This window comes from Streptomyces sp. ICC1 (genome assembly GCF_003287935.1).
GTDB classification, from domain to species: domain Bacteria; phylum Actinomycetota; class Actinomycetes; order Streptomycetales; family Streptomycetaceae; genus Streptomyces; species Streptomyces tritrimontium.
Window position 1 is genome coordinate 6,062,748 of sequence record NZ_CP030287.1, and the last position, 14,596, is coordinate 6,077,343.

General features: G+C 72.9%; 10 protein-coding genes and 1 pseudogene. 5 read left to right on the forward strand and 6 right to left on the reverse strand.

Annotated elements, in window-relative coordinates; all coding sequences use genetic code 11:
* The first annotated feature begins 85 nt into the window (after positions 1-85).
* The 4 genes from DRB96_RS28540 (at position 86) to DRB96_RS28555 (ending at position 6,092) form a co-directional block, all read left to right on the forward strand.
* Positions 86-1,300, forward strand: a complete 1,215-nt coding sequence (locus DRB96_RS28540; protein ID WP_239516459.1) for a sensor histidine kinase — start codon at positions 86-88, stop codon at positions 1,298-1,300.
* Positions 1,290-1,997, forward strand: a complete 708-nt coding sequence (locus tag DRB96_RS28545; RefSeq protein WP_112451055.1) for a response regulator transcription factor — start codon at positions 1,290-1,292, stop codon at positions 1,995-1,997. Before DRB96_RS28540 ends, DRB96_RS28545 begins: the two co-directional genes overlap by 11 nt.
* Positions 1,998-2,045: 48 nt before the next feature.
* Positions 2,046-2,420, forward strand: coding sequence for a YbjQ family protein (locus tag DRB96_RS28550; protein WP_112451056.1), 375 nt, complete (start codon positions 2,046-2,048; stop codon positions 2,418-2,420).
* 234 nt (positions 2,421-2,654) lie between these two features.
* A complete protein-coding gene (locus DRB96_RS28555; protein ID WP_112451057.1) occupies positions 2,655-6,092 on the forward strand; it encodes an endo-alpha-N-acetylgalactosaminidase family protein in 3,438 nt (1,145 codons plus the stop codon).
* On the opposite strand, the gene DRB96_RS28560 is transcribed toward DRB96_RS28555, so the two are convergent.
* Both DRB96_RS28560 and DRB96_RS28565 read right to left on the reverse strand, forming a co-directional pair.
* A complete protein-coding gene (locus DRB96_RS28560) occupies positions 6,084-6,944 on the reverse strand; it encodes an AraC family transcriptional regulator (protein WP_112453786.1) in 861 nt (286 codons plus the stop codon). The two genes, DRB96_RS28555 and DRB96_RS28560, sit on opposite strands and share 9 nt — an antisense overlap.
* A 32-nt stretch (positions 6,945-6,976) precedes the next feature.
* Positions 6,977-7,948, reverse strand: coding sequence for a DMT family transporter (locus DRB96_RS28565; protein WP_112451058.1), 972 nt, complete (start codon positions 7,946-7,948; stop codon positions 6,977-6,979).
* 29 nt (positions 7,949-7,977) lie between these two features.
* On the opposite strand from DRB96_RS28565, the pseudogene DRB96_RS28570 reads away from it, so the two are divergent.
* Positions 7,978-8,307 (forward strand): annotated as a pseudogene (locus DRB96_RS28570) (winged helix-turn-helix domain-containing protein); the annotation flags it as partial.
* Between the two features lie 200 nt (positions 8,308-8,507).
* On the opposite strand, the gene DRB96_RS28575 reads toward DRB96_RS28570, so the two are convergent.
* The 4 genes from DRB96_RS28575 to DRB96_RS28590 form a co-directional block, all read right to left on the reverse strand.
* Positions 8,508-10,934, reverse strand: a complete 2,427-nt coding sequence (locus DRB96_RS28575) for a [protein-PII] uridylyltransferase (RefSeq protein WP_112451059.1) — start codon at positions 10,932-10,934, stop codon at positions 8,508-8,510.
* A 17-nt stretch (positions 10,935-10,951) separates the two neighbouring features.
* Positions 10,952-11,290, reverse strand: coding sequence for a P-II family nitrogen regulator (locus DRB96_RS28580; RefSeq protein ID WP_112451060.1), 339 nt, complete (start codon positions 11,288-11,290; stop codon positions 10,952-10,954).
* Positions 11,287-12,633: an ammonium transporter gene (locus tag DRB96_RS28585; protein WP_112451061.1), complete on the reverse strand. Its 1,347-nt coding sequence runs from the start codon at positions 12,631-12,633 to the stop codon at positions 11,287-11,289. Before DRB96_RS28585 ends, DRB96_RS28580 begins: the two co-directional genes overlap by 4 nt.
* A 367-nt stretch (positions 12,634-13,000) precedes the next feature.
* The gene (locus DRB96_RS28590; RefSeq protein ID WP_239516457.1) at positions 13,001-14,527 is read right to left on the reverse strand and encodes a hypothetical protein; all 1,527 of its coding nucleotides are present in this window, start codon (positions 14,525-14,527) and stop codon (positions 13,001-13,003) included.
* Between the last annotated feature and the right edge of the window lie 69 nt (positions 14,528-14,596).

Sequence of the window (14,596 nt, forward strand, 5' to 3'; positions counted from 1 at the left end):
CTCTCGCCCATCCAAGGGTTGAACTCCGGCTACCCCCACGGGTGGTAACCCTGTACAACCAGGGGTGTACACAAGGGGGTCCTACGTGCAGTTGTCCGCGCATCCGGCAGTCGCCCGGCTCCGCGCCGTGCGGCCGGCCGTCGTCGAGACCGCGTACGCCCTCGGCTCGCTCTGGATCTCGACCTCCATGCTCGCGAACTGGCCGGACCCCGCGGACTACTGGCGCGACACCGACACGCTCGCCTACGTGCTGCTCGGCGCCGTCTACCTGCCGCTCGTGCTGCGCCGCCGCTTTCCCGTGGCCGTCCTGGTGAGCACCGGGCTCTGCGTCGCCGCCTACTTCACCCTCGGCTACTACCACGTCCCCGCCGTCTGCGGGATGCTCCTCGCCCTCTACACCGTCGCCTCCCTGCGCCCCCGCCCCGTCTCCCTGCGCTGCGCCGCCACCTCGCTCCTCGTGCTGCTCTGGGGCACCCGGCTCGCCGAACCGGGCATCGGCCCGCTCAGCGTCGGCTTCGTGACCGTCACCACCACCGTCTGCTGGGTGGCCGGGAACGGCTCCCGGCGGCTGCGCGAGCTCACCCGCCGACTCAGGCTCGAACAGGAGGAGAAGGCCCGCCGGGCCGTGGTCGCCGAACGCATCCAGATCGCCCGCGAGCTGCACGACGTCATCGCGCACCACGTCTCGGTCATCTCCGTGCAGACCGGCCTCGCCGGCTACGTCTTCGCCTCCGACCCGCCCACCGCCCGCCGCGCCCTGGACACCATCGGCTCCAGCGCCCACGAGGCCCTCGCCGAGATGCGCCGGATGCTCGTCGTGCTCCGGGAGGACGGGCCGGAACCCGCCGGGTACGGGAACGGGCAAGGGGACGGGGCGGGCGAGGTCTCCGGACTCGGACGCCTCGGCGAGCTGGTCCGCCGGGTGGGCGAGGCCGGCGTGCCGGTCGACGTCACCGTCACGGGGGCGGCGTACGCCCTGCCGCCCGGAATCGACCTCTGCGCGTACCGCGTGGTCCAGGAGGCGCTCACGAACGTGCTCAAGCACGCCCCGGCCGCGCACACCACCGTCCGCGTGGACTACGCCGAGGACGAGGTCCGCGTACGGGTCAAGGACGACGGCAGCGGAGCCCGCCGCGGGCACGGCCCGAGCCCCGCCCCCGGACACTCCGGCCAGGGCCTGACCGGCATGCGCGAGCGCGCGATGATCTACCACGGCACGCTGACCGCCGAGCCGGCCCCCGACGGCGGCTTCGAGGTCAGCCTGCGCGTGCCCGTACCCCGGACCGGCCATGACGGCTGAGCCGCCCCCGGAGGAAGAGGGAACCACCGTGCTGCGCGTCCTCGTCGTCGACGACCAGTTCCTGATCCGGTCGGGACTGACCGCGCTGCTCACGGCCGCACCCGGTTACGAGGTCGTCGGCGAGGCCGAGGACGGCGACGCGGCGGTGCGGCTGGCCGCCCGGACCCGGCCCGACGTGATCCTCATGGACATCCGGATGCCCGGGACCGACGGGATCGCCGCCACCGAGCGGATCCTGGCCGCCGCCGAACCCGGCGCGCGCCCCAAGGTGCTCATGCTGACCACCTTCGACTCCGACGAGTACGTCTTCCGCGCCCTGCGGGTCGGGGCCGGCGGCTTCCTCTTCAAGGACACCCCGCCCGCCCGGCTGCTGGCCGCCATCGCCACCGTGCACGCAGGCGAGATGCTGTTCAGCCCCGGCGCCCTGCGCGGGCTCGTCGACACCTACGCCGCGCCGGCCGCGGTCGCGCCCCGGGCCGCGCGCCCCGGCATGGACACCCTGACCCCGCGCGAGCGCGAGATCCTCGGCCTGGTCGGCGCGGGCCTGTCCAACGCCGACATCGCCGCACGCCTCGTCCTCAGCGCCGCCACCGTCAAGACGCACGTCCACCGCTGCATGAGCAAGCTGGGGCTGGCCAGCCGGGCGCAGGCCGTGGTGGTGGCCCACGAGTTCGGCCTCGCCGTCCGGCTCAGCTGAGACCCCTTCCGGATGCGGGCTCCGGCCCGCGCCGCCAGAGTGGGAGCCATGGGTATCGAAGACTACGGCGGCGGCCCCGGCGCACAGCAGACGGGCGTCATGGTCGTGACGACGAACGACGTCCCCGGCTACCGGGTCGAGCAGGTCATCGGCGAGGTCTTCGGCCTCACCGTGCGCTCCCGCCACCTGGGCAGCCAGATCGGCGCGGGCCTGAAGTCCATGATCGGCGGCGAGCTGAAGGGCCTCACCAAGACGCTGGTGGAGACCCGCAACCAAGCCATGGAGCGGCTCATCGAGCAGGCGAAGGCGCGCGGCGCGAACGCCGTGCTGATGATGCGCTTCGACGTCACGGACGCCGCGGACGTCGGCACCGAGGTCTGCGCGTACGGGACGGCCGTCGTCCTGGTGCCCGCCAGTACGTAGCCGCCGGTACGTAGCCGCCGGTACGCAGCCGCCGGTACGGAGCTGTACGCAGCCGCGCAGCCACCACGAACGCACCACCATGTGACCCACCGGTCACATAAGTCCAGGACCGAGCGCTGCTTTGTCCATGGGCCTGCCGTGCCGCGATCCGCAAGCTGTCAGGTCAGTGAGCGGACCGCCGGCCTCCACGTCGCGCGGTCTTCCGCACAGGAAGCGCCGACTCCCGGAGGTCCGATGCGAACCCCCCTCTGGCCGGCCGCAGCCGCGGTGGCCGGCCTGGTCGCCACCTTGGTCGTGGCCGTGCCCGCCGCCCCCGCCGCGGCGGCCGCCCCCGTGACGATCGCCTCGCCCGAACTGTCCGTCAGCGTGGACAGCGCCTTCCCCCGCGTCATCAGCTACACCCGCACCGCCACCGGGGACGTGCTGAACGGCAACGAGGACACCCTCGGCGCGATCGTCGTCAACGGAACCACCTACACCCCCGCCGTCACCTCCACGCCCTCCGCCTCCGGCGTCGACTACGCGCTCGCCTTCTCCGGAGTGACCGTCAGGGCCCGTCTCTCGGTGGCCGGTTCGGTCGTGGAGTTCAAGGTCACCGCGATCGAGGACACCGCCGCCCTGCGCGTACGCAGCTTCGCGATCCCCAGCCACAACCTCGTCAGCGTCCGCAGCAGCCAGCCGGGCGCCGCGCTGTCCACCGCGAAGATGCACACCGCCACCACCGGCACCGGGGACACCTTCACGCCCGTCACCGCGAGCACCCCGGTCGACGCCTCCGCCACGACCGTGATGTACGGCCTGGCCAACACCGGCAAGCTGGCCGCGGCCATCGACTCCAACGCGTACTACGACGCCCCCTCGGGCGGCACGGCCACCGAGAACGGCCGGATCAGCAAGCAGGTCACCGACAAGGGCTCCTACCGCCGGGCCGGCCTGTGGAGCGGATCCTGGCTCTACCGGGCCACGGGCGCCGCGGACACCGACACCGAGCCGCTGCCCTATGCCCGGATCGCGGTCACCGCCGACCGCAACGGCGACTCCGCGGTGGACTGGCAGGACGCCGCGGTCGCTTACCGCGACATCTGGACCCCGCCGACCGGCTGGGAGCAGACCGCCGACCGCGTCGTACAGCGCATCCCCTTCAACTTCGCCTCCGCGGCCACCCACCCCTTCGCCGAGACCCTCGACGAGACCAAGCGGGTCAACCTGGCCACCGACGGCCTCGGCCAGTTCGTCCTGCTCAAGGGGTACGCCTCCGAGGGCCACGACTCGGCACACATGGACTACAAGAACATCGGCTCCAAACTGGGCGGCGCCACCGACCTGAACACCCTCACCACCGTCGGCCACACCTACAACGCCGACTTCGGCGTGCACATCAACGCCACCGAGGAGTACCCGGTCTCGGCCACCTTCGACCCCGCCCACCAGAGCGGCGGCCTCGGCTGGGACTGGCTCGACCAGTCGTACTACGTGGACACGCGAAAGGACGGGCAGTCCGGCGGGCGCCTGAAGCGGCTCCAGGACCTCAAGTCGGCCGCCCCCGGCCTGGACTTCCTCTACGTGGACGTCTGGTACGGCGACGGCTACGTCTCGCGCAAGCTCGAACGCGAGATCTCCGGCCTCGGCTACCAGCTCGCCACCGAGTTCCCCAACTCCATGACCGAGCAATCCCTCTGGCACCACTGGGCGACCGACGTCAACTACGGCGGCACCGACCTCAAGGGCATCAACTCCACCATCGCCCGCTTCGTCGCCAACCACACCAAGGACGACTGGATCGCGGGCAACGCGCTGCTCGGCGGTGCCGAGATCACCGCGTACGAGGGCTGGCAGGGCAAGCGGGACTTCACCTCCTTCCTCTCCACCACCTTCGCGACCAACCTGCCGACCAAGTACCTCCAGGAATCCCCGGTCGTGAAGTGGACCGCCGACACGGTCACCCTCGCGAACGGCACCACCGTCACCACCGCCGGCGGCACCCGCAAGATCACCACCGGCGGCCGGACCGTCCTGAACGGCTCCGCGTACCTCCTGCCGCGCGACGGCAAGCTCTACCACTGGAACACCGCGGGCGGCTCCACCACCTGGACCCTGCCCGCCGGCTGGTCCGCGCCCAAGCTCTACCGACTGACCGACAGCGGACGCCAGCTGGTCGGCGACCTGACCGTCACCGGCGGACAGGTCACCGTCAACGCCACCGCCAAGACCGGCTACGTCGTCACCAACGGCGCGGCCCCCGCCCAGCCGGACCCGGTCTGGGGCCAGGGCACCCCGCTCAAGGACCCCTCCTTCTTCTCCGGCAACCTGAACGCCTGGACCGTGAGCGGGTCCGGCGCCGCCGTCACCCGCAACGCCCAGGGCCAGAGCGAGCTCACGATGGCCCCGAACACCGCCCCGGCCGTCTCCCAGCAGCTCACCGGCCTCGCCCCCGGCACCCACGCGGCCTCCGTCTGGGTCTCCACCCCGACCGGCCGCGCCGCCACCCTCACCGTGACCCCGACCGGGGGAACCGCCGCCTCCGTCTACGCCGACTCCTCCACCCTGACCAACAGCCTCGGCGGGAGCGAGAAGAACACCACCAAGATGCAGCGGATGAAGGTGTTCTTCGACGTGCCGGCTGGCCAGTCCACGGCCACCCTCAAACTGTCCGCGGCCACCGGCCCCGGCATCGTCTACCTGGACGACGTACGGGTCGTCCGCTCCGCCCGCACCCCGCTGAACGGCCACTGGTTCACCGAGGACTTCGAGAACGTGGACGCCGGCTGGGGCCCCTTCGCCTTCGGCGGCGCCGGCGGCTCGGCCACCGACCCGCGCACCCACATCGCCCAGCGCAACGCCCCGTACACCCAGGCGGGATGGAGCGGAAAGCTGGTCGACGACGTGATCAGCGGGCAGAACTCGCTCAAGTCGCACGAGGAGCGGCAGGGCCTCGTCTACCGCACCCTCCCGCAGACCCTGCGCCTGACACCGGGCCGCTCGTACAAGGTCGCGTTCAGCTACGAGAACGGCTTCAGCGGCGACTACCAGTTCATCACCGGCTCCGGCAGCACCGAGACGGCGACCGCGCTGAACCAGGCCCGTACGGCCACCACCTTCACCAAGACCTTCACCGCCGGCGCCGACGCCTGGATCGGCATCCGCAAGGTGACCGGCGAAGGCTCCCACAACGAGGCCGACTTCATCCTCGACGACCTTGCCGTCGACGACCTCGGCTCGGGCGGAGGCGGTGAACTCCTCGTCCCCCAGAGCCAGATGAGCGTCAAGGCGGTGGACAGTCAGGAGACCGCCGGCGAGAACGGCGCCGCGGCCAACGTGCTCGACGGCGACGGCGCCACCATCTGGCACACCCAGTGGTACCAGGCCACCGCGCCGATGCCGCACGAGATCACCCTCGACCTCGGCGCCTCCTACAACGTCTCCGCGCTGCACTACCTGCCCCGCCAGACGCAGACCAACGGACGCATCGCCGACTACCAGGTCCTGACCTCCACCGACGGGGTCAACTGGGGCACGACGGCCGCCTCCGGGACCTTCGCCAACACCACCGCCCAGCAGGACGTGGCGTTCACGGCCCGCACCGCGCGCTACGTCAAGCTCAAGGCCACGAAGGAGGTTTCGGGCAATCCGTGGACGGCCGTCGCGGAGCTCAACATCGGCTACCTACCGTGACGCGGACGGCTGCTGCGTCGATTGCTGCGTCGACTGCTGTTGGCGGAACCGGCCGGGCGCCACGCCCACCCGGTGGCTGAACAGCCTGCTGAAGTAGGCGGCGTCCTCGTAACCGACCCGCCGGGCGACTCCGGCGACCGGCAGGTCGGTACGGGCCAGCAGCTCCTTGGCCCGGCTCAGCCGGATGCCGAGGAGGTATTCCTTGACCCCCTCCCCGGTACTGCGCCGCACCGCCCGGCGCAGCTGGGGGAGCGGCATCCCGAGCCGGGCGGCGTGCTCGGCCACCGATATGGGCAGCAGCGCGTCCCGGGCCAGGGTGTCCATCACGGCGTCCCCGTGCCGCGACACCTCGGCCCGGGCGTAGCGCAGCGCGACCAGCAGCCCGTGCACGGCCGCCGCGGCCTCCACCTCCAGCAGCGGACCGCCGCGCCGGGCCGCCCGTACGATCCCGTCGACCACGTGCCGTACCCCGGCCGTCCCGCTCAGCGGCACCAGCGGGCGGTCCGGGGTGACGTAGCCGAGATCGGTGTACGCCTCCACGCTGTGGCCGGAGAAGTCCACGAAGCACTCCTCCCAGCCGGTCCCCGGATCGGGGCCGTAGTGGTGCTCCACCCCCGGGACCAGCCACAGCAGCGCCGGCGCCGTCACCGGCTGCGGGGCCCGCCCGCCGTGGCTGAACCAGCCCCGGCCGCCGCAGACCACCACCGCGACGTGGTGGTCGAGCACGCGCGGGCCCACCACCGGCAGCACCCCCTGCTGCACCCCCACGCCGAGGCACACCAGGCCGAGCCGGCGGTGGTTGGCGGTGGGGGAGAAGTACCGCATCCAGCTGCTGTACGGGGGCGTCGCCATCTGCGGATTGTGATCCACAAGCCCCGGCGGGCTCAAGGGGCGGCCGGCTCCTGGTCGGTACGGGGCTTCCGCGCGGCCGACGGGACGGGCAGGACGAGAGGGACGGGCGGGACGGGAGCGGGCACCGCCGGCCGGGACTCCGGCCGCAGCCCGGCCGCCAGCCCGGCGATCACCACGGTCAGGCCCAGCCACACCGCCGGGCCCGGCACCCCGCTGCCGGTCGCGGCGCCGGCGGCCGCCGCGGCGAGCGGCGCGACCCCGGTCAGCAGCCCGGCCCGGCCGGCGCCCACGGCGGCCACCGTGCGGTACCAGAGGAGGAAGGCCACCGCCGTCACCATGACGGCGAGGTATCCGGCGGTCGCCCACTGGCGCGGGCTCACCGTCACGAGCTCCGCGGGCCCCTCGAAGCACACCGTGAGCACCGCCAGCATCACCGCGCCCAGCCACACCGCGTGCAGCGACACCCCCCAGGCTCCGTGGCGCCGCAGGACCGGCACCGCGAGCAGGGTGAAGCCCGCTTCGCAGACCAGGGCGAGCGCCGCCCAGCCCACCCCGGCTGCGTCGGTCCGGCCCGTCCCCTCGACCAGCACCGCCCCGGCCACCACCACGGGCGCGGCCAGCAGCACCCGGCGGCTGGGCCTGCGGCCCTCCAGCAGCGGGCCGATCACCCCGAGCAGGATCGGCACGGAGGCCACGGCGACCGCGATGACGGCGGGCTCGGCATGCGCGACGCCCCGTACGACCGCCACGTTGAACAGCACCAGGCCGGTCGCGGCGATGCCCGCCAGCCACAGCCACTCCCGGCCGCGCGGCAGCACGATCCGCACCCGGGCCGCGCGGGCGAGGGCGAGGAGCAGCAGCGCGGCCGCGGCGTAGCGGACGGCCTGGACCCCGAACAGCGGGGCGTCGACGAGGGACCGGGAGACGGTGACGCTGCTGCCGACGAGCGCCATGCCGGCGATGCCGGGGGCGAGGTCGCGCAGCGGGCCTGGCTTTGTGTTCATACCGTCGAGCGTCCGTCAGTATTGGACTCATGGACAGTGCCGAAGTGAGCTTGATCAAGGGGTCCAAAACCGTGGAGTCCGCTCGCACGTCCGAGGCCGCCGGATCGGACTTCCTGCTGCTCGACGTCGGCCAGGCCCCGCCCGGCGGCCGGACCGACTGGCTCACCGCCCGCATCCGCGCCGCCATCGCGGACGGCACCCTGCCGGTGGGCAGCAGGCTCCCGGCGGGCCGGGTGCTCGCGGCGGAGCTCCGCGTCTCCCGGGGGCTGGTCACCGAGGTGTACCAGCGCCTGGCGGACGCCGGCCAGGTGGAGGGCCGGGGCCGGGCCGGGACGGTCGTGGTGGCCGCACCGCTGACTGCCGTACCACTGACCGCCGCGACCTCGCCCCCGGCATCGCCGGCATGGCGCTCGTCGGCAGCAGCGTCACCGTCTCCCGGTCCCTCGTCGACGCCCCGCTGTTCGGGGTCCCGTCGGGCGTCAGAGCGATACAACGGCCACCCCCCGGACTCCCTCCGGAGGGACGGGCAGGGCCCGTGCCGCGCCCGGCGGCCGCCGCGCTACGCCAGGGCCGCCTGGACCGCCTTGGCCAAGGCGGTCGCCGCCGGGGGCGCCAGGGGTTTCCCGTCGCCGTCGACCACGTACACCGTGTCCACCGCGTTCGCGCCCAGGGTGGAGACGTGCGCGCTGCGGACCCTGACCCCGGAGGATTCCAGCGCCCGCCCGATCCGGTGCAGCAGCCCCACCGCGTCGGGCGCGCGCACCTCCAGGACGGTGGCCAGGGAGGAGACCTCCGGGACCACCGTGACCCTGGGCGGCGGCGGGAGCACCCCGCGCCGGCGCGGGTACGCCGCCTCGCGGTCCGCCAGCCTCGCCGGGACGTCCAGCGAGCCGTCCAGGGCCCGCACCAGGTCCGTGCGCAGCCGGGCCGCCTGCGGCAGGGCCCCGTACTCCGCGGCCACCCGCCACCGCAGCACCAGTACTTCGCCCAGCCGGTCGGGGAGCTCCAGCGAGCGCAGGTCCGCCGCCCGCACCGTGAGGCGGTGCAGCGCCAGTACGCCGGCCACCGCGGGCAGCACCCCCGGCTGGTCGGGGACGGCCACCACCAGCTCCACCCCGACGGCGTCCTCCTCCTGGCGGGCGTGCAGGGCCAGCACCGGCTCCCGGGTGCGCAGCGCCTCCACCGCCAGGCGCTCCTGTTCCGTCGTCGGGATCTCCAGCTCCGTCACCGCGGGCGCCGCGCCCCGCAGCACGGCGGCGACCCGTGCGACCAGGTCGGCCACCAGTGAGCCCCGCCAGGTGCTCCACGCCGCCGGCCCGGTCGCCAGCGCGTCGGCCTCCGTCAGCGCGTGCAGGATCTCCAGCGTGCCCGCCGAGCCCACCGCTTCGGCGACCGCCTTCACCGTCGCCGGATCGTCCAGGTCCCTGCGCGTCGCGGTGTCGATCAGCAGCAGGTGGTGGCGTACGAGCGCGCCCAGCACGGCGACGTCCTGCGGGTCGAAGCCCACGCGCAGCGCCACGTCGCGCGCGATCGTCTCGCCCGCCACCGAGTGGTCGCCGGGCCAGCCCTTGCCGATGTCGTGGAGCAGCGCGGCCATCAGGAGCAGGTCGGGGCGGCCCACCCGGCGGGTCAGTTCCGAGGCGCGCACGGCCGTCTCGATCAGGTGCCGGTCCACGGTCCAGGTGTGCACGGGGTTGCGCTGCGGCCGGCACCGCACCCGCTCCCAGTCGGGCAGCAGCTTGGTGATGATCCCTTCGGCCTCCAGCGCCTCCCAGACGGCCACGGTCGGCTCCCCCGCGCCCAGCAGGGTCAGCAACTGCTCCCGGGCCTCCGCCGGCCAGGGCACCGGCAGCGGCTTCGCCTGCGTCGCGAGCCTGCGTACGGCGTGCAGCGAGACGGGCAGTCCCGCCTGCGCGGCCGCCGCGCCGAAGCGCAGGGGCAGCACCGGGTCCCGGTCCGGGCGCGCGGCCAGGGCCAGTACGGCCTCTCCGTCGGACTCGACGACGCCTTCGGCGAGCGGCGCCCGCTCGGGCACGGTCGCCCGGGTGCCGAGCAGGCCCCGGAGCCTGGGGCGGGAGGCGCGCGCCCGGAGCACGCGGCCGACCTCGCGCCAGGTCACGTCGCCGGCGTACGAGACCACGCGCGCGGCCTCGTACACCTCCCGGAGCAGGGCGTCGGCGTCGAGCAGGCCCAGGTGCGCGGCGACCGGGGTCTGCTCCTGCAGGGAGAGCCGCTCGGTGGCGCGGCCGGTCACCAGGTGGAGGGCGTCGCGCGCGTCGAGCAGCCTGCGCCGGGCTTCGGCGAGGCCCTCGCGCGGGGCGTCGGCCAGCCACGACGCGGCGACGGCCCGCAGCGCGGTGACGTCGCGCAGTCCCCCGCGGGCCTCCTTGAGGTCGGGTTCGAGGAGGAAGCGGAGCTCGCCGGCCCGCTCGGCCCGCTCCAGGCACAGGGAGTGCAGCTGCGGGAGCCGCTTGGCCGCTTGGTTGCGCCAGTCGGCCAGGACGGAGGTGCGCAGCCCGGCGAGGAGTCCGACATCGCCCGCGACGGGCCGGGCGTCCAGCAGTCCGAGGTGCACCTTGAGGTCCTCGGCGGCGGTCTTGCGGGCTTCGCCCGGGGTGCGGACCGAGTGGTCGAGGGCGAGGCCCAGGTCCCAGACGGGGTACCAGAGCCGGTCGGCCAGGGCGGCCAGGGCGCGCGGTTCGGCCCTGCCGTCGTGGAGCAGGACCAGGTCGAGGTCGCTGCGCGGGGAGAGTTCGGCGCGGCCGTAGCCGCCGACGGCGACGAGGGCGGCGCCCCGCACGCCCGTCTCCCGTACGGCCTGGGCGAACAGCGCCTTCAGCCAGTCGTCGGTCAGGGCGGCCAGGGCGGAACGCCGGGAAGGCCCGGACCGCGACTCCTCCTGGAGGAGTCGCAGCCGGGCCGCGGCGTAGCCGCTGGGTCCCGAGCCGGCCGTGTTGTCGTCCGTGGTCTCTTCGACGCTCGTCACCCAGTAGCTCCCGTCACCTAGAGCGCGTCAGCGCCGCGTTCGCCGGTGCGGACCCGGATGACCGAGTCCACGGGGATGCTCCACACCTTGCCGTCGCCGATCTTGCCGGTCTGGGCGGCGTCGACGACGATCCGCATCACGTCCTCGGCGTCGCCGTCCTCGACGAGCACCTCGATACGGATCTTCGGTACGAGGTCCACGGTGTACTCGGCGCCCCGGTAGACCTCGGTGTGGCCGCGCTGGCGGCCGTAGCCGCTGGCCTCGGAGACCGTGAGTCCCTGGACCCCGAAGCGGTGCAGGGCTTCCTTGATCTCGTCCAGCCGGTGCGGCTTCACGATCGCGGTGATGAGCTTCATGCGTCAACCTTCTTGCTCGCGGCGGCAACGGGGGCGGGTGCGGCGGTGCTCCGGGAGGAGGAGCCGCCGCCGGCCCCGCTGAAGTCGTAGGCGGTCTCGGCGTGTTCGACCTGGTCGATGCCGGAGACCTCGTCGTCCTCGGTGACGCGCATTCCGATCGTCTTGTCGAGCAGGAAGGCGAGTACCGCGGACGCCACGAGAGAGTAGGCGAGGACGGAGAAGACTCCCACGGCCTGCTTGCCGAGCTGCTCCAGGCCGCCGCCGTAGAAGAGGCCGGCCGCGTCGGACTGGACCCCGCCGGTGGCGAAGAGGCCGACGAGGAGGGAGCCGATGACACCGCCGACGAGGTGGACGCCGACCACGTCGAGGGAGTCGTCGTAGCCGAACTTGTACTTCAGGCCGACGGCCATGGCGCACACGACACCGGCGATGGCGCCGATGGCGATCGCGCCGAGCGGGGAGCAGGAGCCGCCGGAGGGGGTGATGGCGACGAGGCCCGCGACCGCGCCGGAGGCGGCGCCGAGGGTGGTGAAGGAGCCGTGGCGCAGCTTCTCGTAGCCGAGCCAGGCGAGCATGGCGGCGGCGGTGGCGACCTGGGTGTTGAGGAACATGACGGCGCCGACGCCGTCGTCGTTGCCGAGCCAGGATCCGGCGTTGAAGCCGAACCAGCCGAACCACAGGAGGCCGGCGCCGAGCATCACGAGCGGGAGGCTGTGCGGGCGCATCGGGTCCTTCTTGAACCCGACGCGCTTGCCGATGACGAGGATCACGCCGAGGGCCGCGGCACCCGCGTTGATGTGGACGGCGGTGCCGCCCGCGAAGTCGATGACGCCGAGCTCGAAGAGCCAGCCGCCGGCGCCCCACACCCAGTGGGCGACGGGGAAGTAGACGATGGTGACCCAGAGGGTGATGAACAGGGCCCACGCGCTGAACTTCACGCGGTCGGCCAGCGCACCGCTTATCAGGGCGGGGGTGATGATCGCGAACATCAGCTGGAAGACGGCGAAGACGTAGACGGGGATGGTGTAGCCGTCCCACAGCTCGGTGATCCCGATGCCGCTGAGGCCCACGTAGTCGGAGGTCCAGCCGATGAGGGAGCCGGTGTCGGCGCCGAAGGCGAGGCTGAATCCGAAGAGGACCCAGAGGATCGTGACGATCCCGAGGCTGATGAAGCTCATCATCAGCATGTTGAGGCTGCTCTTGACGCGGACCATGCCTCCGTAGAAGAAGGCGAGTCCCGGGGTCATCAGCATGACCAGGGCGGAGCAGATGAGCATGAACCCGGTGTTCGCGGCAGACAGCGTCGGGGCGTCTGCCGCGAGGGTCGTGATGGCTGATGCCATCGGCGTCTCCTCGTCGTCGGTACGTTCGCGTGCGGGCGAGCGTGAAAACCTGAGCGGCGCTGGTTTTTGAGTCAGGCCTGAGGGGGCCGGCCTGCGAGCTGGCCGGTTAATGGCCCTGAGATTCGCGCAGGCCGGTTTCCGGCGGCGCCGCTGGGTGTTTCGCGTCGATGACGAAGAGGTCCGGCGTGTTACGCGCTCATAAACAAGTGGGTCATGAACGAGTGGTTCATGACCGAGTGGTTCATGGAGGCGTCCGTTGAAAACCCGGCCGCGGCGATGACCCGGGGAACCTGGCTGGGGGAGCCTGATCGGGCTTCACGGGGTGACTGCCGCGGCCGGGGGCCTTGGGGAGCGGCCGCGAGGGCCGTCAGACGGCCTCCGCGGCTTCGGGGAGCCGGGAGGCGAGGTGGTCGGTCAGGCGCACCACGTCGGCGACGTCGCCGTACTCACGCGCGGCGGCGTCGACGGTCTTGCGCAGCCGGGTGTTCACCCTTTCGGACCGCACCTTTCCCGCCACGTCGAGGGCGCGGCCGACGAGGACGGTGGCCTGCTCGGGCTCGCGCTGGAGCAGGTGCACGGTGGCCATGCCGATGAGGTTGAGGGCGTAGGAGCGCTGGTGTTCCTCGTCCTTCTCGAACAGCTCGACGGCGCGCTCCATGACGGGTTCGGCGAGGGAGGCGTACATGGGGCTGCGGCCCGCGACGTAGGCCAGGTCCCGGTAGGAGTGGGAGTTCTCGCCGTTGAGCTCGGCCTCGGAGAAGAAGCGGATCCAGTCGGGCTCCGGCTCGCTGCCGAAACCGACGTCGGAGAAGGTGTCCTCGGCCATCCGGACGGCGCGCTTGCAGCGGCTGGGCTGGCCCATGTTGGCGTAGGCGCGGGCCTCCATCGCATACAGCATGGCCTGCGTACGGGGCCCCGCGCAGTCGCGGCTGCCGTACTGGGCCAGGTGGATGAGCTCCAGGGCGTCCTCGGGGCGGCCCAAGTGGATCATCTGGCGGCTCATGCTGGAGAGGATGTACGAGCCGAGCGGCTTGTCGCCGCCCTCCTTGGCGGCGTGCAGCGCGAGGACGAAGTACTTCTGCGCGGTGGGGTGCAGGCCGATGTCGTAGCTCATCCAGCCGGCGAGTTCGGCGAGTTCGGCGGCGACCTTGAAGAGCCGCTTCGCCACCGGGGCCGGGTGGTTCTCCTGGAGCAGGTCGGTGACCTCGTGGAGCTGGCCCACGACGGCCTTGCGGCGCAGGCCGCCGCCGCACTGGGCGTCCCACTGGCGGAACATCACGGTGGTGGCTTCGAGGAGGTCGACCTCCTGCTCGGAGAGCCGGGGCGGCCGGTGGCCGCTGAGGGCGCCCGCCGGCCCCGCCTCGCGCGGCCCCGGGTCGGCGGCCGGGACCGGGACGAGCCAGCGCTGCATGGGCTCGATGAGGGCGGGACCGGCGGAGAGGGCCAGCGAGGTCCCGAGGAAGCCGCGGCGGGCCAGCATCAGGTCGCTGCGGGAGAACTCGCCGAGCAGCTCGACGGTCTGCGGGCCGGCCCAGGGCAGGTCGACGCCGGAGACCGAGGGGGTCTGGTGGGCTGTGCGCAGGCCGAGGTGCTCGATGGCGACGACGGATCCGAAGCGTTCGGAGAACAGCTCGGACAGGATCCGCGGGACGGGTTCACGGGGCTGTTCGCCGTCGAGCCAGCGCCGGACCCGGGAGGTGTCGGTGCTGATGTGGTGGGCGCCCATCTGGCGGGCCCGGCGGTTGACCTGGCGGGCGAGCTCGCCCTTGGACCAGCCGCTGCGCACGAACCAGGAGGTCAGCTGCTCGTTGCGGGCGGTGGCCCCCTGCTCCGACGCCTCGGCGCCGGGCGCCTCGGACTCCGCGCTCGTTCCGCTTGCGCCGTTGCCGCTCACTGGAACGCCCCCATCCCTCAGCATCTTCGACACGAAACCGCGTCGGAGGCGGTGAGGGAACGGACCTTC

What these genes read in the sequence shown, in the direction of transcription:
- DRB96_RS28545 (WP_112451055.1), top strand. Translation starts at nt 1,290, where the DNA reads ATGACGGCTGAGCCGCCCCCGGAGGAAGAGGGAACCACCGTGCTGCGC.
- DRB96_RS28550 (WP_112451056.1), top strand. Translation starts at nt 2,046, where the DNA reads ATGGGTATCGAAGACTACGGCGGCGGCCCCGGCGCACAGCAGACGGGC.
- DRB96_RS28555 (WP_112451057.1), top strand. Translation starts at nt 2,655, where the DNA reads ATGCGAACCCCCCTCTGGCCGGCCGCAGCCGCGGTGGCCGGCCTGGTC.
- DRB96_RS28560 (WP_112453786.1), bottom strand. Translation starts at nt 6,944, where the DNA reads ATGGCGACGCCCCCGTACAGCAGCTGGATGCGGTACTTCTCCCCCACC.
- DRB96_RS28565 (WP_112451058.1), bottom strand. Translation starts at nt 7,948, where the DNA reads ATGAACACAAAGCCAGGCCCGCTGCGCGACCTCGCCCCCGGCATCGCC.
- DRB96_RS28580 (WP_112451060.1), bottom strand. Translation starts at nt 11,290, where the DNA reads ATGAAGCTCATCACCGCGATCGTGAAGCCGCACCGGCTGGACGAGATC.
- DRB96_RS28585 (WP_112451061.1), bottom strand. Translation starts at nt 12,633, where the DNA reads ATGGCATCAGCCATCACGACCCTCGCGGCAGACGCCCCGACGCTGTCT.